Genomic DNA, 24,618 nt, shown 5'->3' with positions numbered 1-24,618 from the left:
GGAGAAACTACGCAGAGGAAAACTCACGCTAGACGTTCCCTACTGGGACTGATTCCGATGGCGCTTCCGAGGTTGTTTTTGGGATCTGCCAGAGAACTATTCAAATCCTGTCAGTCAGCGAAGTCAAGCGTGACCTGCTGCGCGTGGCCGCCGATATCTGACTTCTCCTCCTCGAACTCGGCGAGGTCCATCCCACCACAGCGGAGCTTGTAGATGCGCTCTCGCTCCTCGTCGGTCAGCGTCTGGCTGTAGACGCTCTGCTTGAGGTAGTAGCCGACGGACTCCGCGAGGTACGGCGGCACCGCGTTCCCGATCTGCTTCCGGACCGAGACGAGGCCGCCGTCGAAGCGGTACCAGTCGGGGAACGTCTGTAAGCGCGCCCCCTCGCGCGGCGTGAGCCCGCGATGCTGGAACGGGTGGATACACCGGGCGCTGGAGGGCTTCGACATGTTCGAGGTGATCGCGACGGCCGGCTCCCGCGAATCGAGTCGAGAGTAAGAGTTGTGGTAGCCCGAGGACGGCTGGAGCTCGTCCGGGATCTCGGTTCGGTTTCCACCGTCAGAGATGTGCGAAATCATCTCCACCATGTCCTCGGTGTGGTTCGCGGCTTGGTGGTGGGTGAGATCGGTGTTGTCGCCGCGGAGGTCATCCTGAATGACCGTCGTCGGCTCGACGTCGTACTCGGTCTTCTCCTCGCCGGGACTGACTTCGGGGAGGTCGCCGATTCCGGCGATCACGCCGGGGGTCTCGATCGGGTCTAACTCGAAGCCGTCGAAGGGGAACTCGGTCGTCGAGCGCTTCGTCGCGAGCACCAGCAGGCGGTGACGCTGCTGCGGGACGCCGAAGTCGGACGCCTTTACGACGCGGTAGCTGACATCGTAGCCCATCTCGCCGAACGACTCCTCGACGGCGTCGAGAAACTTCCCGTCGGCGGTGTTTTGCATCCCACGGACGTTCTCGAACAGCGCCGCCTTCGGGTCGAGCTCGTTCACCCACGAGATGAAGTTCACGAAGAGGTGGTTCCGGTCGTCGCTCCCGTCGGGACTGACCACCTCGGAGAATCCCTGACAGGGCGGACCGCCGGCGACGAGGTCGACGGTGTCGCGGCCGACGACCTCGGTGACATCTTGGTTGTCGACCTCGCGGATGTCCTGCGTCAGCTCCGCCGGCTCCAGACCCTCGCGATTGTTCGCGAACGAGGCGCGGGCGTCGTCGTCGACCTCGACGGCGTGGACGAGCTCGAAGCCGGCGCGTTCGAGGCCGACGGAGAGTCCGCCCGCTCCCGCGAACAGATCGACGTAGGTCAGGTCCTGCTGACTCATCTATCGGAGAGTGCCGCTCAACCGTATTTAATCGTTGGTACTGGGAGAACCGTTAGAGAGGCGACTCGTCCGGGAGACGCTCGTCACGATGCCGGATCTTCCTGAGCAAATTTCATATCGTGGGGCGGTGAAGTCGACGTATGAGCGGTGACCTCGTTGAATTCCCTGTCGAAGTGGAGGTCACGTCAGAACGGTATGGGACACTTCGATCGGTGAACGTCGTGTCTGGAGACGATATTCCGCCGGAGTTAGATACGCAAGAGTGGCGACTCGAAGAGCTCTCCGTCGAGTCGCACGTTCGAGATCAAATCGATATCGCTGTGATGGATGAAACGGCGAAGGTCGGTGTAGTGCGGGTTGACCCTGATACGCTGGAGTGGGAATTCACCGAGGAATAGATTCTACTCTACATAGTCTGGCACAGAACCAATTCGGCCCGTTCTCATGTTCCAGTCCCAATCAACGTCTGAGCCACATTTTTGACACTCTAGCCGCTCTTCACCAACATACCAGTACCTGCCACAGTTCCGACACTGAACATCATCAAATGTGCCCGGCGGAGGTTCTGGTCCTCCATAATCCGTTTTGAGAGCCAACTCGTGAGGGAGAAGGTACCGATAGTAGTCGTCGGGATCGGCGTCATCGAGAGAAACCAGACGATAGCTGCTCGACCGATCTTTCAGCCTGATCACTCTCTTTGTATCGATTAACCAATCCACAAATGGGAGCGACCCTGTAACGTCCGGTCTCGAATCGGCACCCGTGACACCGGATCGGGGGTGACGGAGAGAGTCGTTGTTCTCGAAAACCGTACCGGAGAAGAACTGCTCCCATGGAACGGAACGCCGGAGGTCAGTGGCCAATTCTTGATAATACTCGGGAGGAAGAATCACCGAAATTGCTACTTCCGGTTGCTCGTCGCTTGCGCTAGCGATCCATCTCTCCAAGCCGTACGAGCCGGGATCGTCGAACCGGAGGTCCCACGGTGCGGTGTCCCAAAGCTCGCGGATATAGCGGTCGTACCACTCGTCCGGGAGACGAACCAATATCGAAGGCGAATCAGGGAACTCAAAGTCCCAAACGTCCCGAGCCGTTTGGCGATGGCGAGTAATGCGATCTGGTTTCAAGTAGGAGCTGAATCCCGGAGAACTGTCCTCGCCAGAAGTGGTCCATGAGCGGAGCGGGAACATATCGAACTCGAATTCGTCTGTCGGCCCCCACTCAGAACGGTCTGGGACTGCGGTGGGCCACACGGGGACGACTTCGCCCTCGAAGAGATCGACATCATCGTCACTCGTGAACTGACCGTCCCAGAGCCAGACAGTGGTGAATCCCTCGTCGAGGTAGTTCTGGGTTGACTCGTCGCGGTTCTTGGAGATGTTCTTGTGTTGGTACTCGATTGCCAGTCCGTGACCGTACTTCGGATGCGGCTCCTCGAACCGGACAAAGGAGTCTGCCCGCTTGGACCCGATCTGCTCTTCAACTCCCCACTCAGCGCAGTTCCCCTCGAACTCAACAAGCGCTTTTGAGAGCGCGATTGTCTTTCGTTTCTCGTGGATGTCGCTCTCGCCGCTGAGGTTACAGTTGCTGTCGTCGACGCCGGGATTATGTCTGAAGTGGCGAGAGACGAGCGCTCCGTTGTTCCGTGTGTGTTCAACAACGACGTACATTGGCCCTTCGCACTCAACACAGTTGAGATTGGGATCTGGCTGATCAACCTCGAACGGTGAAATCGCTTTTTCGCCGTCAAGGAGGGCTATGAAACTCATATACCGGGATCTATGAAATCCGACGAAATAAGTTGATCACAAGTGTGGTGAAAGTGAAACGAGTGAGCAAGATGTTTTTCAATTTGATTTAGCGAGGTGCCTCCCCAGAGTAGATAGTTGTGAAGAATGTACTGACCTATTTCCGAATAGCTAGAGTTTTTCATCCGGGTCGTTTTATCCAACTATCATGAAGTCAGGAGTAATCGGCATTGTTGAGGGTGAGCCGCGGCAGGTGGAATCTTACCATCGAACGGTTGAGCAGGATGGTACACCACTAACCGAGTGTATCGAAGTAACGCAAACTCACAATAACGTGGGGAGTGGATTCACAGTCCAAACTGGCCGCGCAGCTGTTCAATCCATTGTTCAAGAGGAAACCGTACAAATTACTGATCAAGGGGAGATCACAGTTGTCGAAGAGGGTCAACGTCAGACGAAATATACGGAGTTCGTCTTTGTACCCGGAGAATTTGTAGTAGTCGACAGTGGCTCCGGCGTATTCCTCTTCGACATGCTGAGAGACATTGTCGGACTAGAGTCCGTTGAGAGGGCAGAGTTCGACTTGGCTGAGTTCCTGTCGGAACACAGTGAGAGTACACCTTGGCAGGTCGGGTTCTATGGAGTTGGTAGCGAAGCAGAAAAGGGCGTAGTATACGGTGAAAATGTACTTAGCGACGCTCACATTGGAAACACGCTAAAAACCTCGAATAAGAATCAAGTAGGGGTAAACCACCGGAGGGGAGAAGAGAAGGTGAAAGTGAGTCTGACTGAAAGTGGATATATCGACGTATACCAGCCGAGTAATTACGAATCAACTGATTTCGCGGAGTACGTTATTGACGAGATTCTACACCTGAACAAATAATAAGATGGATAAAATTTATACCATACAGACACATCAACTCGAATAATAATCCATGCCAGAGGAAAACGAATTTAGCTATAGCGGGTACCTGATATTCAATTCCGTTCTAGAGTTTGAAGACGACTCTAACATCTATTCAGACGACTCGGTGACTACTGTCGAATCCGAGATCCACGATGATCTACCTGAGTTTGAGCCCGGGTCATTCAGTCAACCTGGAGACGGATTTGAACTACTGAGCATTCGCGATTATATACGCGACGACGAGGATGTTGACGAAGAATTGGAAGCAATCGCCGACAACTTACTCGGAATCCGCTACCAGCACGAAGACTTCATCGAAAAAGAAGCTGAGGTTGATGGCGAACGTAGAATAGTTCATATACCGACTATCAACAATGTAGATGCGTACTGGGTACATCCGGAATTCATTGCGTTGCGGGGCCAAAAGGGCGAAATGGAGTCGGCAAAGGAACGGCTACAGCGAGTCCTCTCTACTGGAGTCCTACTTCGAGAAATTCAATTTGACGCGGACTTTCTGCTGTGGCTCTTTTATAAATATCGCACCGGTGACGATCTTGCTTCGGGGCTTGGAATCAGGAAGTTGACCGACTCGGAAGCGAAAGGCCGTGAGGACTACTTTGGTCGCAGCAACATCGTTAGCGATTCACAAAATTTGGGACAGTCAACCCCTCTTCTTATTGGAATCCTCCGGCAGAAGAGCGTCTCGATGCTTGAGGGCTTCTTTACGATGGACGGGGTACAGATAGCCGCTAAAATAGAAAAAACGAAGATACACGTGAAGGCGTCGAAGGGAGCGATCAGTGAGACCACGAACGATACGCTTCGCATAGCCCTCGCGATAAAATTCGTCAAGGAATTAGTTGAGCTGTATGAACACTGGGAGTCCCTCGATCCTGTGGACAAGTATCCTCCCTTCGAGTTTTTCGAAGGTATCTACGAAGAGTGTATCAACCAAGGAGTGAGGATCGATACGATCCCGGATACACTACTGCGTCGCTTTGCGAACTTGCGTGATGAACCGCCGTCTGAGTGGAACGTCGGAATATGATGGTGAGGTAAAAAGACCCATATATCCCTACTGTAATACGTAGATATGGTCAGTGTCCGTAAAGCTAGCTCGGATATCTCTCAGTGGGAGTCATCCCTACCGGGCTTGTCGAGCGGACAACTATCGATTACCTCGGTTGAGGTAATCGATGTTGAACCCTTAATCGAAGAATATCCATATAGTGATCAGCGAATTCTCGAAGCTCAATTCAAATACGAAACGACGAATCCCTTTGATAAGTCCGTGAAGAGGGTATACTCTGGAGAACTCTCCTATCGAAGCGGGTCTGGCATCATACTAGTGAGTACCGAGTCAGATACACCATCTAGTGGAGAGATCATACAAAAACTAGGGAAAATTCTACCGGAAAATGTCGAAATCTATCCCGGTTTGTTTCCCACTAGACAAGCTATATGGGATTTTATAAAAGAAGCAGATGAGATTCTGGAAGTTGAGATTCTGTATAAGGGGCAGTTACGTTCGCATAGCGAGATTGATGGCCTTGATCTCGCAGATATAGCTGGGAAGTATATCGTAGAGCGGGCAGATATTATATTTGAAAGAAACAAACAGAATATATTGGTCACATATGCCGATGACTCGCTTGACATACAGAATCAGGCAGAAGATGGGGAAATTAATGACGATACTGAGTATATTACCCAGATATTTGAGAGGGAGGTTATCAGTAAATAATGGGTCCTGTCAAATCCATTTCAGTAAGGACACCAGCGATTACCGACGGTGGCTGGGGAGAGGGCAATGACGGAGCCGGAAACGGGGGATTCGGAAACGGGATTAGTATAGGGATTGATCCCTTGATAAATGGGGAAGAAACGAATGAAGATGAATCTGATAGGGATCCAGTCCGTATATATTCTGAAGAGAGCGGACTTATAGGCCGTGCGAAGATCGTATTTGTCGTTCCAAATGCCTGTGGAAATTTACCAATCTATTTCGAATCAGTAGGACCTCTGTATCCAGGTGTTAGAGGTACTGAACATTCAGATTTTGACCCCAGTTCAAGAGTTCTAAACCTACGTACCAACGAATCTCTGTCAGATGATGGACTGTTAGAAATTAAGGCTGATACCGACTACCTGCCAGAAGATCGGTATTTACTCACAATATTTGATCTCAGGGCTGAGGAAGTGCTAGAACAAGTGGAATTGGTCAAGAATGCCGCTATAGAATGATATAGCAAAGTCGATCAATTGATAAAGAAACGCTATCCCATCCAATATTGGACCTATGATAATAGACAATACTGTAAATATAGCTGCCAAGCCGGCGATTATTTTTAACATCGCGCTGTTTTCTTCTTGCCAAGATTTTACATGAAATGAGGATTCCTTGTAATCTTGTCCAATATTTCCTTCTGTATCTTGGTATGTGAAAGTAATTGGAATTGTATAATCACCAGGCCTAGCATCGTCCTTGGTTTTTAATCTCACTAACAGTGGCGGGTTGTATCCATGATTCCTCTCACCGCCAATTCTTCCAAATTCCTCCGGTGAATCTGATGACTCATCATATTCAAAATGAGCGTCACTCAATCGAATAGAGTATCCAACATCTGAAGCACTTTCCCTGTTCACGTTGATGTTGTAGTTGTCTTCCACCGTTTCAACAAATTCACTTCCACCTTGTTTGAATACATCGTCAAGTGGGAACTGAATATGAAGTTTATTATGATCTATTTCCCCATTCCCGGAGAAATAGATACTAAGATACAAATCCTCCCCACGGTCTAACTGGGGATCCTCTATAATAGGGGTGACACTGAATTGAGCTAATTCTGTCATTGAGATACACAACCACAAACAAGTAAATTAATCTTAAGCTCGTCTATCGAATTCATTGTACTGTTTCAGGACACATCTCAGAACCCCGCCCACTCACTCGGCCGCGTAGCGTGCGGCGGCCGCGGACTCGGCACCGGGACGTCGAGACTCGGGTCGACATCCTCACCCAAGAACAGCTCACCCCACGTCGTAATCGACCAATAGACCTCATATCGCCCGTCGACGATCTCGCGCTCGTGCTGTTCGACGAGCTCGGCATCCGCCAGAACCTCGCACCGATCACTCACCCGGCTCTGACTGACACGCCCGCGAATATCGAACGCGATCTCCCATGCGTCGGCGTCACCGTCCTCAGCGAGCCGCTCTAAAATTCGCTCGTCGAGACTGCCCATCCACGGGGCGGAGTCGCGCATTCAGGTCGCCCCTCCGTTCGAGGCTTCGCCGTTCGACGAGTCCTGCGCCTCGACGGCCTCGCTGTCGTCGTCGATGTAGGTCCAATTCTCAGTATCAAGCCGACCGTCGAGGTACGCCTCACCGTCGTCGGTGATAATGTAGACTCCGTTTCCTAGATGTCGTACGAGGCCTTCTTCGGCCAGTCGCTTACACCGGCGATTGATCTGCTGTCGAGAATAACGGATCGGTCCTTCTCTCTTCATTTTGGCGGGCGAACCAGTTTCGTTCTCAGATAGATATTCCAAGATACGGTCGTCTGCCGCAGTCATCCATCCGCCAGCATATCTCATATGGTGAATTGCCACGCCTTTGTCCATATTACGCTCGGTAGGATTCTCTAAGAACCAAAAGAGCGCTGATAAGCGTTCGGTATATTAATGTACCAAGAAAATATAGTGTCGCTCACGGAGCCCGAGTGACGAACCCTCGGCTCGCGATGAAATGTAGGAATCCCGGCCGCGGTGGTGGCACACCCGACCGGGTTGGGTTCTGTGCCGTGACACAGAACCATGCCAACGATGACAACAGCGGGGCTTAAGCCCTGCGCGACGACCGGCGAATCGAGCGAACCCACCGACTGCGCGCGCTGTCCAGCGCCGGCAGACGGCTTCGACGCCGCACGCGGCGTGCCCGTCTGCTACTCCTGCGCGGAGGATGACGCATGAGCGCGGAGTGCGCGCCTGACCGCAATGCGCTCGCCGACCTCACCGCGTTCCAGCGCGACCTCCTCTGGGCGCTCTCCCACGAGAACGCCCGCAAGGGGACGGCCCTGAAGACAGACCTCGCCGACTACTACGGCGAGGCGATCAACCACAGCCGTCTCTACCAGAACCTCGACAGGCTCGTCGAGCGCGACCTCGTCGCCAAGCAGGCACGCGACAGGCGAACCAACGAGTACCGGCTCACCGAGACCGCGCGTCGCGCGCTCGAAGCACGCCGCGCGTGGCAAGCTGGGGGTGAAGCGTAAGAGTCGTCCGCAGCGACCTTCGGATGCGAACTTTCTTTTACCTCTCCCCGGAGGATACCGGTAGATGAGTGACCGAGGCGGCCGAGCGCCGGACCGAACCGAATCCCCCGAATCAAGCGGTGAAACGGCGGATTCGCTCGCTCCGACGCCGTCGGTCTCGGTCGACGGCGACGGCCCCTCAACCGGGCGGCTGGTCGTCGTCTGCGGGCTGCCCGGCGTCGGCAAGACGACCGTCGCCGAGCGGGTCGCGGCCCACGTCGACGGGCGGATCCGCCGGACCGACGTGATACGCAAGGAGCTGTTCGACGACCCCGAGTACACCGAGGCGGAGACCGAGGCCGTCTACGCCGAACTCCTCGACCGCGCCCGCGAGGACGTCAACGACGGCGACGCCGTCGTCCTCGACGCGACGTTCGCGGACGCCCGATTCCGGGCGGACGCCCGCGAGACCGCCGCCGCGGCCGCCGCCGAGTTCGACCTCGTCGAGGTCGCCTGCGACGAGGCCGTCGTCGAGCGCCGGATCGAGCGCCGCGACGGGATCAGCGACGCCGACTTCGAGATCCACCTCCGCTTCAAGGAGCTGTTCGACGAGGTGGCGACCGACCACGTCGTCGTCGACAACTCCGGCACGGAGGCGGAGACGTTCGCGCAGGTCGACGACGCGTTCGGCGGGGGCGAAGCCGCCGAGGACCAGCCTACCGACGGCGGCGACCGCTCGGCCCCGGTCACCGACGCGGAGTGAGCGTCGCCGTCCGCGGCACCAGTTTCGTGCGAACATATCGCGTGACGGGGGCACACACGCGTCTCCAATCACTTATACGGGCGAGCGCACTACTGGAGGTATGAGCGAAGAATCCGGGCGGAAGAATCTCCGCATGCCCAACGACGACGAAGTGTTCGCCGTGGTGACCGAGCACCTCGGCGGTAACCACGTTCAGCTGCGCTGCGCCGACGGCGTCGAGCGGCTCGGTCGAATCCCCGGCCGCATGAAGTACCGAACGTGGATCAGCGAGGGCGACGTGGTTCTCGCGGAGCCGTGGGACTGGCAGGACGAGAAGGCGAACGTCGAGTGGCGATACGAGGACGAGGACGCCGACCAGCTCCGCCGCGAAGGCCACATTCAGTAGTCGAAGTACCGCGCCGCACCGCGTCGCCGCCGACTGTCTCCTTGCGATCTCTCTCCGCTCCGACACCGTCAGGTCCGGGGTTCGCTCGCTCCGACGGAATTTTCGAACGGGGATAGCCACCGCACCGGCTCGTATCGCGGCGCAGCCGGATGGCCGGTGCGCGCCTTTCCACCATAGTATTGTGAATACTATCCAAAACCATTATTACCGCGCGGCGCGTACGTCCGGGTATGAGTTCGACAGAAGCCGCACCCGGAGAGCCGATCCAGCTGACCGACGCCGACGCGTTCGACGAACACGTCGCCGACGGCGTCGTCCTCGTCGACTTCTACGCCGACTGGTGCGGCCCGTGTCAGATGATGGAGCCCGCCGTCGAGGCGGTCGCGGAAGACACCGACGCGACGGTCCTGAAGGTCGACGTCGACGTCCACCAGGCGCTGGCGGGCGAGTACGGCGTTCAGGGCATCCCGACCCTGCTCGTGTTCTCGGACGGCGAGCTCGCAGAGCGCATGGTCGGGGCGCAGAGCGAGCGGGCGCTTGCCGACGCGATCGGCGAGCACACCGCCTGAGCGCACCTTCGGGCATCGCACACGGAATCACCCGGGACGCGGTCGCCGATCGGCCAGTCGCGGCCCGAGTCGCCGAAACCGACACCATGAGAACGATCCAACTCGACGACGACGGTATGACCCCGAGAGAGCTCCGCGCGGACGTCCCGGCCCTCGGCGACGCGGCGTACTTCAACTTCGGCGCGCACGGGCCGAGCCCCGAGTACGTCGTCGAGGCGGCCGGGTCGTTCGTCGCGGACCACGAGTACGGCTCCGCGACGACCGATCCGTACGAACACGCGTTCGACACGTACGACCGGGTGCGCGAGCGGATCGCGGCGTTCGTCGGCGCCGACCCGGAGGAGATCGCGCTCACCGAGAGCACGACCGACGGAATAAATCGGGTCGCCGGCGCGATCGACTGGGAACCGGGCGACGTCGTCGTCCGGACCGACCTCGAACACCCGGCCGGCGTCCTGCCGTGGCAGCGGCTCGAACGCGAGGGCGTCGAGGTGCGCGTTGTCGAGACCGAGGACGGCCGCGTCGACCGCGAGGAGTACGCCGAGGCCGTCGCGGACGCCCGCCTCGTCTGCTTCAGCGCGATCACGTGGACGCACGGCACCCGCCTCCCGGTCGCCGACCTCGTCGAGATCGCCGACGACGCCGGCGCGTTCACGCTCGTCGACGCGGTCCAGTCGCCCGGTCAGGTCCCGATGGACGTACACGAGTGGGGCGCCGACGCGGTCGCCGCGGCCGGCCACAAGTGGACGCTCGGCCCGTGGGGAGCCGGCTTCCTCTACGTCGACCGCGACGCCGCCGCCGACCTCGCGCCGCGCGCGGTCGGCTACCGCGGCGTCGAGGACCCGACCGGCGACGAGATCGAGTTCAAGTCGGCGGCGGGCCGCTTCGAGGTCGGGACGACGACGGCGGCGGCCCACGTCGGCCTCGTCGAGGCGCTCGACGCGATCGACGCCGTCGGCCTCGACGCGATCGAGTCGCGGATCGAGTCGCTCACCGACCGCCTGAAGGCCGGCGTCCCCGACGATCGACTGCTCAGCCCGCGAGACTACGAGTCCGGGCTCGTCACGATCGACGTCGACGACCCGGAGGCGACCGTCGAGCGACTGGCCGACGACGACATCGTCGTCCGGTCGCTACCGCACCCGAACGGGATCCGCGCGTCGGTACACGCGGTCTCGACGGAGGCCGAGATCGATCGTCTCCTCGACGCGCTGGAGTCCGAGTGGTGAGCCGCGGGCGGGGTCGCTCGATCCCGAGGCGGACGCGACCGCGCGCCGCTCGACCGGACGCGTTTTAGCGCTCGACGCACAAGACCGAACATGGGATTCCACACGTTCGACGCCGACGGCGCGGACCGCCTCGAGCGACCGGCGGTGCGGTATCGCTGGGTGTCCGCGGAGGAGGTCGTCGGTCCGTTCGCGGCCGGCGCGTTCGGCGTCCTCGCCGACCTCGGGAGCGGCACCGGTTTCTACACCGACGACGTCGCCGAGCACGCCGAGACGGTCTACGGCGTCGACGTCCAGTCCGAGATGCACGAGTACTACCGCGAGAAGGGCGCTCCAGACAACGTCGACCTCGTCGCGAGCGACGTCGCAGACCTCCCGTTCGCGGACGGCGAGCTCGACGGCGCGTTCTCGACGATGACGTACCACGAGTTCGCGAGCCCGGAAGCGATCGACGAGGTCGCCCGCGTTATCCGCTCGGACGGACGGCTCGTCGTGTTCGACTGGTCGGCCGACGGCGACGGCGACCACGGGCCCCCGGTCGACGAGCGCTTCCCCGTGAGCGACGCGCGCGACGCGCTCGCCGAGGCCGGGTTCGACGTGGAGCGCGCGGAGACGCGGACCGAGACGTTCGCGCTCGTCGCGCGAGCGCCGTAGGCGGCGACCCCCTGACGCGGCTATCGAGCGGCTCGAAGCGGCGCAGAAACGACCTACAGGGTCGGATTCGAACGTTCGTGAAGAAATACCGTTAGGTGCGTTCGGCTCGTACGTGGGGTATGTCCGTTCGTCTCCGATCGGTCGCCGTCGCAGCGTTCGCCCTGTTCGCGACGCTCGTCGCTCGGCCGGCCGCGGCCCACGTCGACTACGTCACCGAGGACTCGGGCGACCCGCTCGACGCGGTGGCGTTCATCGCGGAAGTGCTGTCGGACCCGTTCAACGCGGCGCTGTTCGCGGGCTCCGGGCTCCTCGCGACCGCCGGAATCGGCGCGTACCTCTGGGTGCGCCCGACCGTCGTCGACGTCGTCGTCCTCCGCGAGAAGCTCGCCGGCTACGGCGACCTCGTCCCGTGGATGCTGCGGCTCGCCGTCGGGCTCCCCCTCGTCGGCGCCGGCTTCCAAGGGTACCTGTTCGCGCCGACGCTCTCGTTCGAACCGGCGACCAGCCCGCTGCTCCGCGTCCTCTTCATCGGGCTCGGCTTCTTCACCCTCTTCGGGCTCGCGACGCGGATCACCGCCGCGACCGGCCTGCTGACGTACGCGTGGGTGCTCGTCGCCGTCGACCCGCTCGTCGTTCTCGCCGTGGAGTACGTCCCGGTGCTCCTCGCGCTGCTCGTCCTCGGCGGCGGTCGGCCGAGCGCCGACGACATGCTGCTCGAGGTCGCCAGCACGCCGGGGTCGTACTACGGCCGGATCGACCCGGTCCACCACCTGAAGTCGTTCCTCGACGAGGCGACCGCCCCGCTCAGGCGGTACGTCCCCACTGTGCTCCGGGTCGGCATGGGCGTCTCGTTCGTCTACCTCGGCCTGATCCAGAAGCTCGCCGATCCGGCGAGCGCGCTACAGGTCGTCGAGAAGTACGACCTCACGTCGGTCGTCCCCGTCGACCCGGGGCTGTGGGTCGTCGGCGCCGGCGTTACCGAGGTCGCCGTGGGCCTCGCGCTGATCGCGGGCTTCTTCACGCGCGGCGCGGCCGCGCTCTCGTTCGTCCTGTTCACGACGACGCTGTTCGGGCTCCCGGACGACCCGGTCCTCGCTCACGTCGCGCTGTTCGGCCTCGCGTCGGCCGTCTTCGCGCTCGGCGCCGGCCCGCTCTCCGTCGACCGGCTGATCGGTCGCCCGGCGCTCGACGACGGCGAGGAACCGGTCGCGGCGGCCGACTGACCTTCCGGTCGCCGCGTCCTCGCCGCGGGGGCGGCGCTCGGCCCGGTCGGCGGTTTTTAAGTCGCTCTCGCGCGGTGAGACACGTATGCGCGTGGACCTCGGCAACGCCCTGGAGACGACCCCCGGGCTCACGACGGAAACGCTGGACAGACTCGACGACCGCGTCGCGGCCGCACACGAGCGGATCGCGGGCGGGATGGCCGACGACGAGTTCGGCTACGCCGCCCTGACCCTCCCCGAGACCGCGGACCCGGACGCGATCTACGCCGCGGTCGACGGGTTCGACCGCCCCGAGGCGGTGCTGACGGTCGGCATCGGGGGCAGCGCGCTCGGCGCGGCGACGCTGTCGAACGCGCTCGAAAGCGACGTGGACGCGTACGTCCTCGACAACGTCGACCCCGACGACACGCGGGCGCTGCTCGCCGACCTCCCGCTCGACGACACCGTCGTCAACGTCGTCTCGAAGTCGGGGACGACCGCCGAGACGCTCGCGAACTTCCTCGTCGTCCGCGAGGCGATGGCCGACGCGGGCGTCGACTGGACCGAGCGCACGCTCGTCACCACCGGCGAGGAAGGGAACCTCCGCCAGCTGGCCGACCGCCACGACCTGCCCTCGCTGTCGGTCCCCGATGGCGTTCCGGGACGGTTCTCCGTCCTCTCGACGGTCGGGCTCGCGGTCGCCGCGCTTCAGGGCCGCGACGTGGAGGCCGTCCTCGCCGGGGGGCGCGACGGGATGGACGCGCTCGCGGGGTCGCTGTACGAGTCGCCCGCGTACGCCTACGGCGCGGCGACGTACGCGCTCGCGGAGCGCGGCGCGCGCACCAACGCCGTGATGCCGTACGCGGAGTCGCTGGAGACGTTCGCGGAGTGGTTCGCCCAGCTGTGGGCCGAGAGCCTCGGGAAGGACGGGCTCGGGCAGACGCCGGCGCGCGCGCTCGGCGCGACGGACCAGCACTCCCAGCTCCAGCTCTACCGCGCCGGGCCGCCGGACAAGCTGGTGACGCTCGTGCGCCCGACCGAGCGCGCCGACGTACCGATCCCCGAGACCGACCTCAACGGGCTCGCGTACCTCGGCGGCTCGTCGCTCGGCGGGCTCCTCGACGCCGAGTTCGAGGCGACGGAGGCGAGCCTCGCGGCCGCCGGCGTCCCCAACGTGCGCGTCGAGATCGACCGCGTCGACGAGCGGGCGCTCGGCGAGCTGCTGTACGGGATGGAGGCCGCCTGCGTGCTGTACGGCGAGCTCGCGAGCGTCTCGACGTTCACGCAGCCCGCGGTCGAGTGGGGGAAGAAGGCGGCGCGCGGGCTGCTCGGCGGCGGCGACTTCGCGGAAGCCGAGGCGGTCGAACAGAAGCGCGAACTCCGGATCGACTGACGCCGCGGCCGCCGCCGGCGGGCCATCGCCGGTCCCTCGACGGCGCCGATCCCCTTCCGGTGCGCCTAAAGCCTCCCGAACCGTGGTCCCGGCAATGAGCGATGACCTCTCGGCCTCGGCGGTCGGCGAGCGGCTGTCCCGCGTCGCGAGCGCGCTGTTCGCGATCGTGTTCGCGCTCCTCGTCGCGAGCGCGATCACCGCGCCGGGGGCGGACCTCGCGGCCTCCCTCGGGCTGGTGTCGGAGGGGACGACCGGCCACCAGCTGCTCCGGACGCTGCTCCAGTTCGGCGGGTTCGCGCTCGCGGCCGTCGGCTACCTCGCGATAACCGACGAGTGGGAGATCGCCCGCGTCGCCCGACCCGATCGCCGCGAGGCCGCGATCATCGTCGGCGGCGGGGCCGTCCTCTTCGCGTTCCAGTACGGCGCGCTGTTCGCGCTCGACCAGCTCGGCCTCTCCACCGGACAGAACCAGGCCGTCGTCCCCGCGGGCGACCCCGTGGTCTACTACCTCGCGATGATCGCGGTGTCGCTCGCGGTGGTCGGTCCGGTCGAGGAGCTGCTGTTCCGCGGCGTCGTCCAGGGCGGCGTCCGGCGCGCGTTCGACGCCGTGCCCGCGGTGCTCATCGCGAGCCTCGCGTTCGGCCTGATCCACCTCCCGTCGGTCTCCGGAACGCCCGTCGAGCAGTGGGCGTACGTCGGCGTCGTGGTCGTCCTCGGCTCGGTCCTCGGCGCGCTCTACGAGTGGACGGACAACGTGGTGGTGCCGGGGTTGGTTCACGGCATCTACAACGCGGTCACCTACGCGGTGCTGCTGGCGCAGGCGCTCTGAGTGTGGGCGCGACTGATTCTGAAACGCGAACACTCCAATTGAAACGCTGCGGTGGCGCGTGCCGGCGAGCGCCCGCAGGGCGCGAGTCGCCCGCGCGAGGTCGCCGGCGCTACGCGCCGGCTGCCAGAGGGACCTTCGGTCCCTCGCTGGAGTCGCTGGCTCCCGGAGCGAAGCGGAGGGTGCCAGCGACGAGGCTGGGGAGGCGTGAGGCTGCTGTGCGGAGCGGTGCGGGGTGGGACTCAAAGGGGCAGTCGCCGGCGGCGAAGCCGCCGGCTGCCAGAGACGCGTAGCGTCTCGCTGCCGCGAGGGCGAAGCACGGCGCAGCAAGTACCGCAGCGAGAGAGCGCTAGCGACCGAGCGAGGAACGTGGTTCGAGAGAGCGAAGCTCTCTCGTCATCACGAAAGGCGCGAAGCGCCTTTCGAACGACAGCAAGCCGCGCGATCCCTCGCGGCTGGGGCTTTGGAAGTGTTCGTCGTCGATCCGCAGTCGATCATTTATAAGTGAGTGCCTGGGGCTTTGGAGGAGCTCGCCGCCGATCGGGAATCGGCTATTTATAACCGATCGACGACAGGTTAGTACGTCTCTTTTCCCCACCGCAGGTCGTCGTAGGTGGCCTGCTGGTCGCTGCCGAGGCGCTCCTCGAACTTCCGGCGGAGCGCGGCCTTCTCGGTCGCCGAGATCCGCGCCAGCTCGTCCGCCTTCGCGACCGGCTCCGGCGGGCCGCGCGTCGCCGCCACCTCGGCGACGACCTGCCGGGTGAGCCGCTCGCGGGTCGCCGCGTCGCGGGTGAACGCGTACGGCGCCTCCAGCTTGTACGTCACGTCGGTCCGCGGGTCGTAGACGACCATGAACGTCGGCTCGTACAGCTCGGGGTCGAGCTCGCGCTCGACGCCGAGCGCGTCGCCGTCCGCGGCCATCGGCGCGTCCGCCCCGCCGCGGCTGCGGAACCAGGTGGTGAAGGTGAGGTCGTCGTCGAGGCGGGCGCCGCGGTCGGCGGCGGGGTCGTCACCGTCCGTTCCGACGGGTTCGGCGCCGTCACCCTGTTCCCGACGCTCCAGCAACCGGGTGAACAGCGCGGTGTCGTCGGGCCACGGCGACTCGACGCCGGCGCGCGAGAGCGCCCGGACCGCGGCCCCGCTCGCGGGATTTTTCACGAAGCCGGCGAGCGGCACGCCGCGCTCGGCGAACCGCTCGACGAGGCGCACGTACTTCTCGATCACCGCGCGGGGCTTCGCCTCGCGGGCGAGCGCGCCGAGCTCGGGGTCGCGGTCGGCCCACGTAAAGAGCTCCTTCGGGTAGATCGGGCCGTCGAGGACGAGCAGCTCGTCGACCTCGTCGGCGCGGTCGAGCGCGTGGGTCCCCTCCGCGAGGTACAAGGCGAGCGCGTGGACGACCCGCTCCGCGTAGCGGTTCACCCGCGGGACGTGGAGCACGCGCTGTTTGGTGTGGCCCTCGTCGCGGCGGGTCCACTCGCTGTCGAAGCCGGCGGTCGAGTCGCCGGCGTGGACGGTGGCGACGATGGTGCGGTCGCGGTGGAGGTCCAGGTCCGTCGGCGAGCTCGCCATCGCCGCGTGCGCGACGTCGACGACGAGACCGTTTTTAAAGGTCGTCGGGTTGATCGTCCCCGAGTCGAGGCCGTGGACGGTCTCGAACGGGCGCTCGGCGAGCGCGACGTCGTCGATGGCGGCCCGGCGGCGCTCGTGGTCGCCGAGCGCCTCGATCACGACGCGGCCGTCGCGGCGGAGCTCGGGGAGCCACTCGCGCCACACGCGCTCGGCGAGGTCGTCGTGGTCCGTCGCGTCCACGTCGCCGCCGATGCCGTACGCGAGCTGGGCGATGTTCTCGACGTGGATCGGATCGAGCGTCACGACCGTACGGCGGACCGGACGGTTATAAAAGTCGTCGGCCGCGCGGTCGGCGGCGTCGCCGCCCGTCCGGCCGGGCGAGTTCGGGGAGTCGGCCCTCCGATCGCCGAACTTGTTCGGCTTTTGTCGTGAAAGCAGCAAAATACGCGGGTACTGTGCGCTCCGCGGGTCGGACGCGATCAGTTTATTAGCACTGCTCAGCGCGCTAAACGACGGTATCAGCGATAATAGTTAGAGGCGATGTTCTTTAATAAGATACGACAATCGTCGGGCATGGCAGAGACTGCGACCGGAGTGGACGCGGGCGAATCGGGTGGGGTAGCGGGGAGCGTTCGGGAGGTGATCCGGTACATCCCGGACGGAACCTCGATGCCGGAGGAGATGTGGGCGCCGCGCCACCGGAACATCCTGATCGCGACCGTGATACAGGTGCCGCTGCTGATCGCGATGGGGCTGTACAGCGGGACCGAATCGATCACCGGCGCACGGATTCCGGCGACGCCGCTGTGGATGCTCGGCGGGTTCGTCGCCGTCATCCTCGGCACCGCGGGACTGGCGAACTGGTCGCGGCTCGGCCGCCGCCAGCGGACGGTGCTCACGGCGTTCAGCCTCATGACCGTCTCGATGGCGATGGTGAAGCTGTCGGGCGGGTACATCGAGGCGCACTTCAGCTTCTTCGTGTTCATCGGGGTGCTCGCGCTGTACGAGGACTGGCTCCCGTTCGCCGTCGGCGTCGCGTACGTTGCGATCGGCCACGCCGCGTTCAGCCTCATCGACTCGAGCCTCGTCTACAACCACACCGCGGCGATCGAGAACCCGATCGTCTGGGGCGGTATTCACGCGGTGTTCGTCCTCGCGCTCGCCGGCGCGCTGATGGTCAACTGGTACTCGATCGAGAAGTCGCGCGAGGCGGCGCGCGAGCAGCTGGAGCTGGCCGAGCGGAAGCAGTCGGAGATACAGGACGTCGAGGCGGCGAAGGCGGAGGTCGAACAGCGCCGCGAGGAGGTCGAGCGGCTGAACAGCCACCTCGAGACGAAGGCCGACGACTACAGCGCCGCGATGGACAGAGCGGCCGCCGGGGACCTGACCGTACGGCTCGACGCGGAAAGCGAGAGCGAGGCGATGGCGCAGATCGGCGAGGCGTTCAACGGCATGATGGACGACATCGACGAGGCGATGGGCGAGGTCCGGTCGTTCGCTCAGGAGGTGTCGACCGCGAGCGCGAACACGGTCGACGGCGTCGAGACCGCGGCCGACCGGAGCGAGGCCGTCAGCCAGTCGGTCACGGAGATCGCCGAGGGGGCCGACGAGCAGCGCGAGATGCTCCGGCAGGTGTCCGACGAGATGAACGACCTCTCGGCGACGATCGAGGAGGTCGCCTCCTCGACGGAGACCGTCGTCGAGGTCGCCGAGGGGACCGCCGACATCGCGGACGACGGCGAGGAGACCGCCGAGGCCGCGATCGACCGCGTCGAGGAGTCCCGCGAGGCGCTCGACGACGCCGCGGAGACCGTCCAGGAGCTCGACGAGCGGATGGAGGACATCGGCGAAATCGTCGACCTCATCGGCGACATCGCCGAGCAGACGAACCTGCTCGCGCTCAACGCGAACATCGAGGCGGCCCGCGCCGGCGGCGGTGGCGGCGGGAGCGACGGCTTCGCGGTCGTCGCCGACGAGGTGAAACAGCTCGCGGAGGAGACCCAGGACGCGGCCACGGAGATCGAGGAGCTCATCGGCGCTACGCAGTCGCAGACCGAGGGGACCGTCGACGCGGTCCGGAGCGCCGAGGAGAACATCGCCGCGGGCGCCGACGCCGTCGAGGACGCCGCGGACGCGTTCGCGCGGGTGTCGGACAACGCCGCGGAGGCGGGCGAGGGGATCCGCGAGATCAGCCGCGCCACCGACGACCAGGCGGCCAGCACGGAGGAGACCGTCTCGATGGCCGAGGAGGTCGCGGACATCAGCCAGTCGACCGCCGACGAGGCGGACGCGGTCGCCGAGGCCGCGGACGAGCAGTTGACCGCGATGAACGAGGCGACGGCGGAGGCCGGCTCGCTCGCGGAGCAGGCCGAGCGGCTCGGCGCGCTCGTCCGCGACTTCGACGTTACCGGCGCTGACGCCGACCCCGCGGCCGGTACCGGCCCGAACGTCGCCGTCGGCGACGGCGGGCAGCCCGAGTAGTCGACGACCGCGCGACGGGGCTCTTTTTTAGCGGATCGACGCCGGCCGCCGGCTACTCTTCGCCCGACGCGTTTCCGACCGCTTCGAGGACCGCGAGCGCCCGCTTCACGCCCGCGCCGTCCTCGACGAACACCAGCGTGCGCGGCGGGTGAACCGCCTTCGGACGCGCGCGGAGGTCGACCGCCCTCGCCGCTTCCGCGGCCGCGTCCGGGGCCGCTATCGCCTCGACCCGCACGCGGTCCGGCTGGACGTACACCTCGGCGACCGTTTCGGTCGCGTCCTCGTCCGTTCCGGACTCCTCGCGGGCGATCCGGTACGCCAGCGCGCCGTCGGCCGTCGGCTCGACCTCGCGGTCGGCGTCGACGACCGCCAGCCCGCGGAGGTCGCTCTCGTTGCCGGTCACCTCCGAGGCGAGCAGTTCGGCGATCCGGACGCCGTCGGCGAGGCGGTCCGTGACCATCTCAGGCCGCCTCCGAGTCGTCGGCGGCGCGCTGATCTGCCGTTCCGTCGCCCGCCGCGGCGGCGAGCTCCTCGCGCACGTCGGCGGCGAGGCGGTCGACCGCGGCCCCTTGCTCGCGGGCGTAGAGGACCGCGGCGGCCTCGATGGTAACCGCCAGCGCGCGCTGTCGCTCGTTGATCGCGGCGACCGCGCGCTGCTTCTCGACGCCCGCGGCCACGATGGCGTCGAGCGCGCTCTCGAAGGTGGACTGCTCGCGGAGCACCGATTCGTCCGGGGCGAACCCCTCCGGAACGGTCACCTCGGCCGGGTCGAACTGCGGGACCAGATCGCCGTCCTCCGAGGCCAGCAGCCCGCGACCGACGGCGACGTCGACGAGGCGCTTCGCCTGGTCGGGCGAGAACCACTCCCGCTCCAGCGACAGCGCGACGACGAACTCCCCCTCGCCGAGCCGGTCCTGGGCCCGGGTCTTGAACGGGGCGGCGACGGCGACCTCCAGACTCATGTGGAACGGACGGCGCGGCGGGCGCGTAAACGTGTCGAACGCGGGGGCGCGCTCCCCGGCGAGTCACCGCACTGCGCCCGACCCGCCGCCGTCGACTCGGCGCCCGACGGCGAGCGCGACCGCCGCGCCCGCGATGACGAGCGCGCCGGCGACGCCGAACGCGAGGCGGTAGCCGACCGCCGCGAGCCAGCCGCCGAGGACGCTGCCGATTCCGCCCGCCAGCGCTCCGAGCGCCGCGTACGCGCCGAGCGCCTCGCCCCGGATCGCCGGCGGCGCGAGGCGCGTGACGAGCACGCCGGCGGTGACCGCGATCACCGCCCACGTGAGCCCGACCGCCGCGAACGCGACGCCGACCGCGACGAACCCGAGCGCGCTCGCGCCGAGCGCCGCGCCGACGAGCGCGACCGTGGGGAGCATGACCGCGCGGGCGACCAGCCCGCCGACTTGGAGCCGCACGACGTTCCGCTCGGCCGCGAGGCGGCCGGCGGTCCCGAACGCGACCGCGGCCGCGACGCTGTTCACTAGGTACAGCGCGAACGTGCCGCCGGAGCCGAACCCGATCTCGGTGAGGAACGCCGGCAGCGGCGCGAAAAAGGCCGAGAATCCGGAGAGAAACAGGAGCGCGGCGAGGAAGTACGCCGCGAGCGCGGGCGTGAAGCGCGCGGCGAGGCGTCGCGGATCGAGCCCCCGAAAGTCGGTCCGGGCGAGCGCACCGGGGAGCGTCGCGCCGCGCACGGCGAACCGGTCGGCGCGGCGGATGGCGCGGCGCACGCGGCTCCCCGAGGGCAACGCGGCGGTGCCCTCGGTCAGGTCGCCTGGCGGGTCGGCCGGGAGCGTCCGGGCGGCGGCGACACAGGAGAGCCCGGCGGCGACCGCGAGCGGCGCGAACAGCGTTCGGGTGGCGGCCGCCGGCGACGCGACGGCGGCCCCGCCGACGGTCCACGCGGTCCCGAGGAGGAGCCCCAGCGCCCAGCCGATCCCCTGATACCGGTTGAGGTCGGCGATCCGCTCGCTCCAGGCGGCCTCGGGCGCGTCCGCGACCGCGAGCAGGGTCAGGACGGGCGTCGCGGCCGCGAAGGCGAACCAGACGACGGCGTTGGCCGCGATCACCGCAGCGATCCGGTCGGTGAGCGGGACGGCGGCGACCGCGAGGGTCGCGCCGGCGAGCGCGGCGAGGACGAGCCCTCGCCGCCTGCCGGTGCGGTCGGCGGCGCGACCGAACCAGAGGGCGCCGGGGACGCCGACGAGCGCCGCGACGGCCGCGAGGATGCCGAGGACAAACGGGCCGCCGCCGAGGTCGACGACGTACAGCGGGACGACGAGCGAGGCGCCGCCGAAGGCCACCGAGGCGAGCCCCCACGCGTACAGCCACCGCTCGGACATGGGCCGACTCGGTGTCCCGCGGGACAAAACGGATCCGGTTACGGCGCTCGGTATCGCGAACGGAACAGTCGATATCGCGAACGAGGCGCTCGGTTCCGCGAACGGACCGGTCGGCCCGAGCGGGACCGAGGCGGCCGTCCGGGGCTCAGTCGTCGCTTCCGGGAGTCGGCGCGGCGGTCTCGCCCGGATCGGCGTCGGCCGCGAGCGGTCCCACGTCGATCGTGTAGCCGGTCGCGGCCATGGCGAACAGCACGAGCGGCGAGAGGAACGCGAACAGGTAGTAGGGCGCGTACTCCAGCGTCGGCACGCCGGTGGCGCTCGCCATGAAGACGGCGCCGGCGTGCCACGGGAACAGCGCGCCGGTCGGCGTCCCGGCGGCCTCGACCGCGCGGGAGAGCTGGTCCGTGTCGAGCCCGAACTCGTCGTAGGTGTTCCGGAGCGTGACGCCCGGGAGGACGATGCTCATGTACTGCTGGGAGGTGAGCGCGTTGATGAAGATCGCCGAGACGCCGGTCCCCGCCACCAGCGCGCCCGGGCTCCGCACGGCCGACGTGAACGCGTGGGCGAGCACCGCGAGGACGCCCGTGCGCTCCAGTATTCCGCCGAGCGAGAGCGCGGCGACGACGACCGTGATCGTCCACGCAGAGCCGGTGAGTCCGCCGGTCGCGAGGAGGTCGTTCACCGTCTGGGAGCCCGACTCCGGCGCGGTCCCGTACATGAATATCTCCCACGCGGCGACGAAGCCGGTCCCCTGGAGGAGGATGGTCGTGAACGCGCCGGCGAACACGCCGGCGACGAGCGTCGGGAGCGCCGCGTAGCCGCGCAGCGCCAGCCCGAAGGTGACGACGAGCGGGACGAACGCGACGACCGTGATCGCGTACGTCTCCGTGAGTCCGCCCTGGATCTCGGCGATCCGGCCCGCCGGGATGGCCCCGCTCGTGCGGAGGCCGAGCGCGGCGAAGCCGAGGACCGCGAGCCCGAAGGCGATCGCGGTGCCGGTCCGCATGCGGCGGATGTGACCGTACAGGTCGGTGTTGGTGACGCCGGCCGCGAGGTTCGTGGTGTCGGAGAGCGGCGACTGCTTGTCGCCGGCGTACGCGCCCGAGAGGACCGCGCCGACCGTCATCGGCGCCGGGACGCCGAGCCCCGCGCCGATGCCGACGAAGGCGACGCCGAGCGTCCCGACCGTGGTCCACGAGGAGCCGATCGCGAACGCGACGACCGCGGCGAGGACCGCGGCCGCGGGGAGGAACGTCGTCGGCGAGAGCACCTCCAGCCCTAGTACATCAGGCTCGGGATGGTGCCGGCGCTGACCCACGTGGCGATCAGCCCGTAGATGGTGAAGATGATGAGGATCGCCTGGAGCCCCATCACGAGGCCGTTGGCGATGCCGTCGAACAGGTCGTCCCAGTCGTAGCCGAGCCACAGCCCGAACGCGCCGACGAAGGCGATGCTCCAGAGGAGCGGCGGGTGCGGGTCCAGGCCCAGGAGGGCCGAGCCGATGCCGAGGAACGCGACGACGGCGAGGACCGGAACCAGCGCCGCCGCCAGGCTCGGGCGACGGTCCGGGTCGAGGTCCTCGTACGCCGTCGGCGTGAACGAGCGTGCCATGCGCCGCGATATTCTCTTGAAGCATAAGAACGTCTCGAAATATGCGTGGGGAAGATAACGATCGTTCATCGCCCTCGCAGTCCGCGGCGACGGAACGGCTCCGTTCCCGAGGGTCGGCGCGTTCGACCGTGTGCCGCCGTGTCGCGGGGGTCCGCGAACGGACGGTCTTATACGCGTCGGCGGTCAAGTCGGGGCAACATGATATTTGAGGGCCTCCCGACGACTCCGCGCGCGGAGGAACTCGTCGACAAGGCGTTCTCGCGGGCGGCGCGGGCCGGGCGCGCGAAGCGCGGGCACGACGCCCAGGAGTCGATGCTCCGGACCGCCGGCAACGTGCTCTCGGACAACTTGGAGAACGTCGTCACCTCGTGGCCGGACTTCGGCTTCGACGTCGACCCGTTCTACTACGAGCTCGCCGACGCCATCGTCGACGTCGACCGCCTCCGACAGGCGCTCTCGCAGGTGATGTGGGCCAGCCGCCAGATCGAGGACCTCCGCGACGAGTACACGACGAAGATCCGGAACTCGGACGTCGACACCGCGCGGAAACACCGCAAGCAGGCGTTCGCGCGCATGGCGGACGTGATGGACCAGATCGAGGACGACCTCCGGTACATCGGCGACTCGCGGGACCAGCTGAAGGTGCTCCCGGAGATCGACCCCGACGAGCCGGCCATCGTCGTCGCCGGCTACCCGAACGTCGGGAAGTCCTCGTTCGTCAACCGCGTCACCCGCGCGTCGAACCAGATCGCGGAGTACCCGTTCACCACGAAGGGCGTCCAGATCGGCCACTTCGATCGGGACCGCGTCCGCTACCAGATCGTCGACACGCCCGGGCTGCTCGACCGGCCGGAAGACGAGCGCAACGACATCGAGCGGCAGGCGGTGAGCGCCCTCGAACACCTCGCGGACGCCGTCGTCTTCGTCATCGACCCCTCCGGCGACTGCGGCTACCCCCTCGACGTCCAGCTGGAGCTCCGCGAGGAGGTCCGCGAGCTGTTCGGCGCGGACGTGCCGCTGCTCACCGTGGCGAACAAACACGACCGCTTCGAGGCGGTGAAGGCGGAGTCCGTCGACGCGACGATGAGCGTCACGGAAGGGGAGAACGTCGAGGACGTCCTCGACATGGCGGTCGACGCGGTCGGCTACGAGCCCGACCTCCCGACGCGCGACGGGGAGTAGTCACGGGAGTACGTGTAGTACGTCGTGAGTGAGGCCGTTTATAAGTAGAATAGCGGTGTTGTTGTCGGCTGTTTATAAGTGACTGACACTACCGCGGTGAGTGCCTCCAAAGCCCCAGCCGTCGAGGCGGGCGGACGCTCGCTGTGCTCCTTGTGACTCGCGTCGCTCGTTCCTGCGGTG

Annotated in this window: 25 protein-coding genes and 1 pseudogene; 16 read left to right on the top strand and 10 right to left on the bottom strand. The window is 65.2% G+C overall.

What is annotated here, in order from left to right; all coding sequences use genetic code 11:
- Positions 1 to 110: 110 nt before the first annotated feature.
- Positions 111 to 1,322 (bottom strand): DNA cytosine methyltransferase, encoded by a 1,212-nt coding sequence (locus CPZ01_RS12110; protein ID WP_096395425.1) that lies wholly within the window; start codon positions 1,320 to 1,322, stop codon positions 111 to 113.
- 140 nt (positions 1,323 to 1,462) lie between these two features.
- On the opposite strand from CPZ01_RS12110, the gene CPZ01_RS12105 reads away from it, so the two are divergent.
- Positions 1,463 to 1,720: a hypothetical protein gene (locus CPZ01_RS12105; protein WP_096395423.1), complete on the top strand. Its 258-nt coding sequence runs from the start codon at positions 1,463 to 1,465 to the stop codon at positions 1,718 to 1,720.
- Between the two features lie 3 nt (positions 1,721 to 1,723).
- Here CPZ01_RS12105 and CPZ01_RS15080 read toward each other — a convergent pair whose 3' ends face one another.
- Complete coding sequence (locus tag CPZ01_RS15080; RefSeq protein ID WP_157745980.1) at positions 1,724 to 3,091, bottom strand: hypothetical protein; 1,368 nt, start codon at positions 3,089 to 3,091, stop codon at positions 1,724 to 1,726.
- 187 nt (positions 3,092 to 3,278) lie between these two features.
- On the opposite strand from CPZ01_RS15080, the gene CPZ01_RS15075 reads away from it, so the two are divergent.
- From CPZ01_RS15075 to CPZ01_RS15060, 4 genes are read left to right on the top strand one after another with little or no spacing between them, the layout of a single operon-like run.
- Positions 3,279 to 3,956: a hypothetical protein gene (locus CPZ01_RS15075; protein ID WP_157745978.1), complete on the top strand. Its 678-nt coding sequence runs from the start codon at positions 3,279 to 3,281 to the stop codon at positions 3,954 to 3,956.
- A gap of 52 nt (positions 3,957 to 4,008) precedes the next feature.
- Positions 4,009 to 5,028 (top strand): hypothetical protein, encoded by a 1,020-nt coding sequence (locus CPZ01_RS15070; protein WP_157745976.1) that lies wholly within the window; start codon positions 4,009 to 4,011, stop codon positions 5,026 to 5,028.
- Between the two features lie 45 nt (positions 5,029 to 5,073).
- Positions 5,074 to 5,724, top strand: a complete 651-nt coding sequence (locus CPZ01_RS15065; RefSeq protein WP_157745974.1) for a hypothetical protein — start codon at positions 5,074 to 5,076, stop codon at positions 5,722 to 5,724.
- Entirely contained in the window at positions 5,724 to 6,224 is a 501-nt protein-coding gene (locus tag CPZ01_RS15060; protein WP_157745972.1) for a hypothetical protein, read from the top strand. Before CPZ01_RS15065 ends, CPZ01_RS15060 begins: the two co-directional genes overlap by 1 nt.
- Here the strand turns inward: CPZ01_RS15060 and CPZ01_RS15055 are convergent.
- The 3 genes from CPZ01_RS15055 to CPZ01_RS12090 all read right to left on the bottom strand — a co-directional run bounded on the left by CPZ01_RS15055 (position 6,183) and on the right by CPZ01_RS12090 (position 7,576).
- Positions 6,183 to 6,833, bottom strand: coding sequence for a hypothetical protein (locus CPZ01_RS15055; protein ID WP_157745970.1), 651 nt, complete (start codon positions 6,831 to 6,833; stop codon positions 6,183 to 6,185). The two genes, CPZ01_RS15060 and CPZ01_RS15055, sit on opposite strands and share 42 nt — an antisense overlap.
- A 77-nt stretch (positions 6,834 to 6,910) precedes the next feature.
- The gene (locus tag CPZ01_RS12095; protein ID WP_096395419.1) at positions 6,911 to 7,246 is read right to left on the bottom strand and encodes a repressor phrH2; all 336 of its coding nucleotides are present in this window, start codon (positions 7,244 to 7,246) and stop codon (positions 6,911 to 6,913) included.
- The gene (locus CPZ01_RS12090; protein ID WP_096395417.1) at positions 7,247 to 7,576 is read right to left on the bottom strand and encodes a MarR family transcriptional regulator; all 330 of its coding nucleotides are present in this window, start codon (positions 7,574 to 7,576) and stop codon (positions 7,247 to 7,249) included. It abuts the gene before it with no gap.
- 371 nt (positions 7,577 to 7,947) lie between these two features.
- Here CPZ01_RS12090 and CPZ01_RS12085 point away from each other — a divergent pair, with 371 nt between their 5' ends.
- The 9 genes from CPZ01_RS12085 to CPZ01_RS12045 all read left to right on the top strand — a co-directional run bounded on the left by CPZ01_RS12085 (position 7,948) and on the right by CPZ01_RS12045 (position 15,253).
- A complete protein-coding gene (locus CPZ01_RS12085; RefSeq protein ID WP_096395415.1) occupies positions 7,948 to 8,253 on the top strand; it encodes a helix-turn-helix transcriptional regulator in 306 nt (101 codons plus the stop codon).
- A 64-nt stretch (positions 8,254 to 8,317) separates the two neighbouring features.
- Positions 8,318 to 8,995, top strand: coding sequence for a P-loop nucleotide/nucleoside kinase family protein (locus tag CPZ01_RS12080; RefSeq protein WP_096395413.1), 678 nt, complete (start codon positions 8,318 to 8,320; stop codon positions 8,993 to 8,995).
- A 100-nt stretch (positions 8,996 to 9,095) separates the two neighbouring features.
- Positions 9,096 to 9,380, top strand: coding sequence for a translation initiation factor eIF-1A (locus CPZ01_RS12075; protein WP_006628131.1), 285 nt, complete (start codon positions 9,096 to 9,098; stop codon positions 9,378 to 9,380).
- A 230-nt stretch (positions 9,381 to 9,610) separates the two neighbouring features.
- Positions 9,611 to 9,949, top strand: a complete 339-nt coding sequence (gene trxA, locus CPZ01_RS12070; RefSeq protein WP_092920344.1) for a thioredoxin — start codon at positions 9,611 to 9,613, stop codon at positions 9,947 to 9,949.
- 86 nt (positions 9,950 to 10,035) lie between these two features.
- On the top strand, positions 10,036 to 11,178 hold the full coding sequence (locus CPZ01_RS12065) for an aminotransferase class V-fold PLP-dependent enzyme (RefSeq protein ID WP_096395411.1): 1,143 nt from the start codon (positions 10,036 to 10,038) through the stop codon (positions 11,176 to 11,178).
- A 90-nt stretch (positions 11,179 to 11,268) separates the two neighbouring features.
- The gene (locus tag CPZ01_RS12060; protein ID WP_096395409.1) at positions 11,269 to 11,829 is read left to right on the top strand and encodes a class I SAM-dependent methyltransferase; all 561 of its coding nucleotides are present in this window, start codon (positions 11,269 to 11,271) and stop codon (positions 11,827 to 11,829) included.
- Positions 11,830 to 11,948: 119 nt separating this feature from the next.
- Positions 11,949 to 13,052 carry a DoxX family protein gene (locus CPZ01_RS12055; protein WP_096395407.1) on the top strand — a complete coding sequence of 368 codons (1,104 nt, stop codon included), beginning with the start codon at positions 11,949 to 11,951 and terminating at the stop codon, positions 13,050 to 13,052.
- A gap of 85 nt (positions 13,053 to 13,137) precedes the next feature.
- Entirely contained in the window at positions 13,138 to 14,424 is a 1,287-nt protein-coding gene (locus CPZ01_RS12050; protein ID WP_096395405.1) for a glucose-6-phosphate isomerase, read from the top strand.
- Positions 14,425 to 14,518: 94 nt separating this feature from the next.
- The gene (locus tag CPZ01_RS12045; RefSeq protein ID WP_096395403.1) at positions 14,519 to 15,253 is read left to right on the top strand and encodes a CPBP family intramembrane glutamic endopeptidase; all 735 of its coding nucleotides are present in this window, start codon (positions 14,519 to 14,521) and stop codon (positions 15,251 to 15,253) included.
- Positions 15,254 to 15,826: 573 nt separating this feature from the next.
- Here the strand turns inward: CPZ01_RS12045 and CPZ01_RS12040 are convergent.
- Positions 15,827 to 17,122 carry a DNA double-strand break repair nuclease NurA gene (locus CPZ01_RS12040; protein ID WP_096395401.1) on the bottom strand — a complete coding sequence of 432 codons (1,296 nt, stop codon included), beginning with the start codon at positions 17,120 to 17,122 and terminating at the stop codon, positions 15,827 to 15,829.
- Between the two features lie 270 nt (positions 17,123 to 17,392).
- Here CPZ01_RS12040 and CPZ01_RS12035 point away from each other — a divergent pair, with 270 nt between their 5' ends.
- Positions 17,393 to 19,300 (top strand): methyl-accepting chemotaxis protein, encoded by a 1,908-nt coding sequence (locus CPZ01_RS12035; protein WP_096395399.1) that lies wholly within the window; start codon positions 17,393 to 17,395, stop codon positions 19,298 to 19,300.
- Positions 19,301 to 19,352: 52 nt separating this feature from the next.
- Here CPZ01_RS12035 and CPZ01_RS12030 read toward each other — a convergent pair whose 3' ends face one another.
- The 4 genes and pseudogenes from CPZ01_RS12030 to arcD all read right to left on the bottom strand — a co-directional run bounded on the left by CPZ01_RS12030 (position 19,353) and on the right by arcD (position 23,256).
- On the bottom strand, positions 19,353 to 19,760 hold the full coding sequence (locus CPZ01_RS12030) for a hypothetical protein (protein ID WP_096395397.1): 408 nt from the start codon (positions 19,758 to 19,760) through the stop codon (positions 19,353 to 19,355).
- A gap of 1 nt (position 19,761) precedes the next feature.
- Positions 19,762 to 20,262: a DUF2240 family protein gene (locus CPZ01_RS12025; RefSeq protein WP_172863963.1), complete on the bottom strand. Its 501-nt coding sequence runs from the start codon at positions 20,260 to 20,262 to the stop codon at positions 19,762 to 19,764.
- Between the two features lie 63 nt (positions 20,263 to 20,325).
- Positions 20,326 to 21,645, bottom strand: a complete 1,320-nt coding sequence (locus CPZ01_RS12020; RefSeq protein WP_096395395.1) for an MFS transporter — start codon at positions 21,643 to 21,645, stop codon at positions 20,326 to 20,328.
- A gap of 145 nt (positions 21,646 to 21,790) precedes the next feature.
- Positions 21,791 to 23,256, bottom strand: a pseudogene (gene arcD / locus CPZ01_RS12015) (arginine/ornithine antiporter ArcD).
- A gap of 198 nt (positions 23,257 to 23,454) precedes the next feature.
- On the opposite strand from arcD, the gene CPZ01_RS12010 reads away from it, so the two are divergent.
- Positions 23,455 to 24,438, top strand: coding sequence for an NOG1 family protein (locus CPZ01_RS12010; RefSeq protein ID WP_096395393.1), 984 nt, complete (start codon positions 23,455 to 23,457; stop codon positions 24,436 to 24,438).
- Positions 24,439 to 24,618 lie beyond the last annotated feature (180 nt).

The organism is Halorubrum trapanicum (genome assembly GCF_002355655.1).
Lineage (GTDB): Archaea > Halobacteriota > Halobacteria > Halobacteriales > Haloferacaceae > Halorubrum > Halorubrum trapanicum_A.
This window is presented reverse-complemented; position numbering and strand designations above follow the sequence as displayed.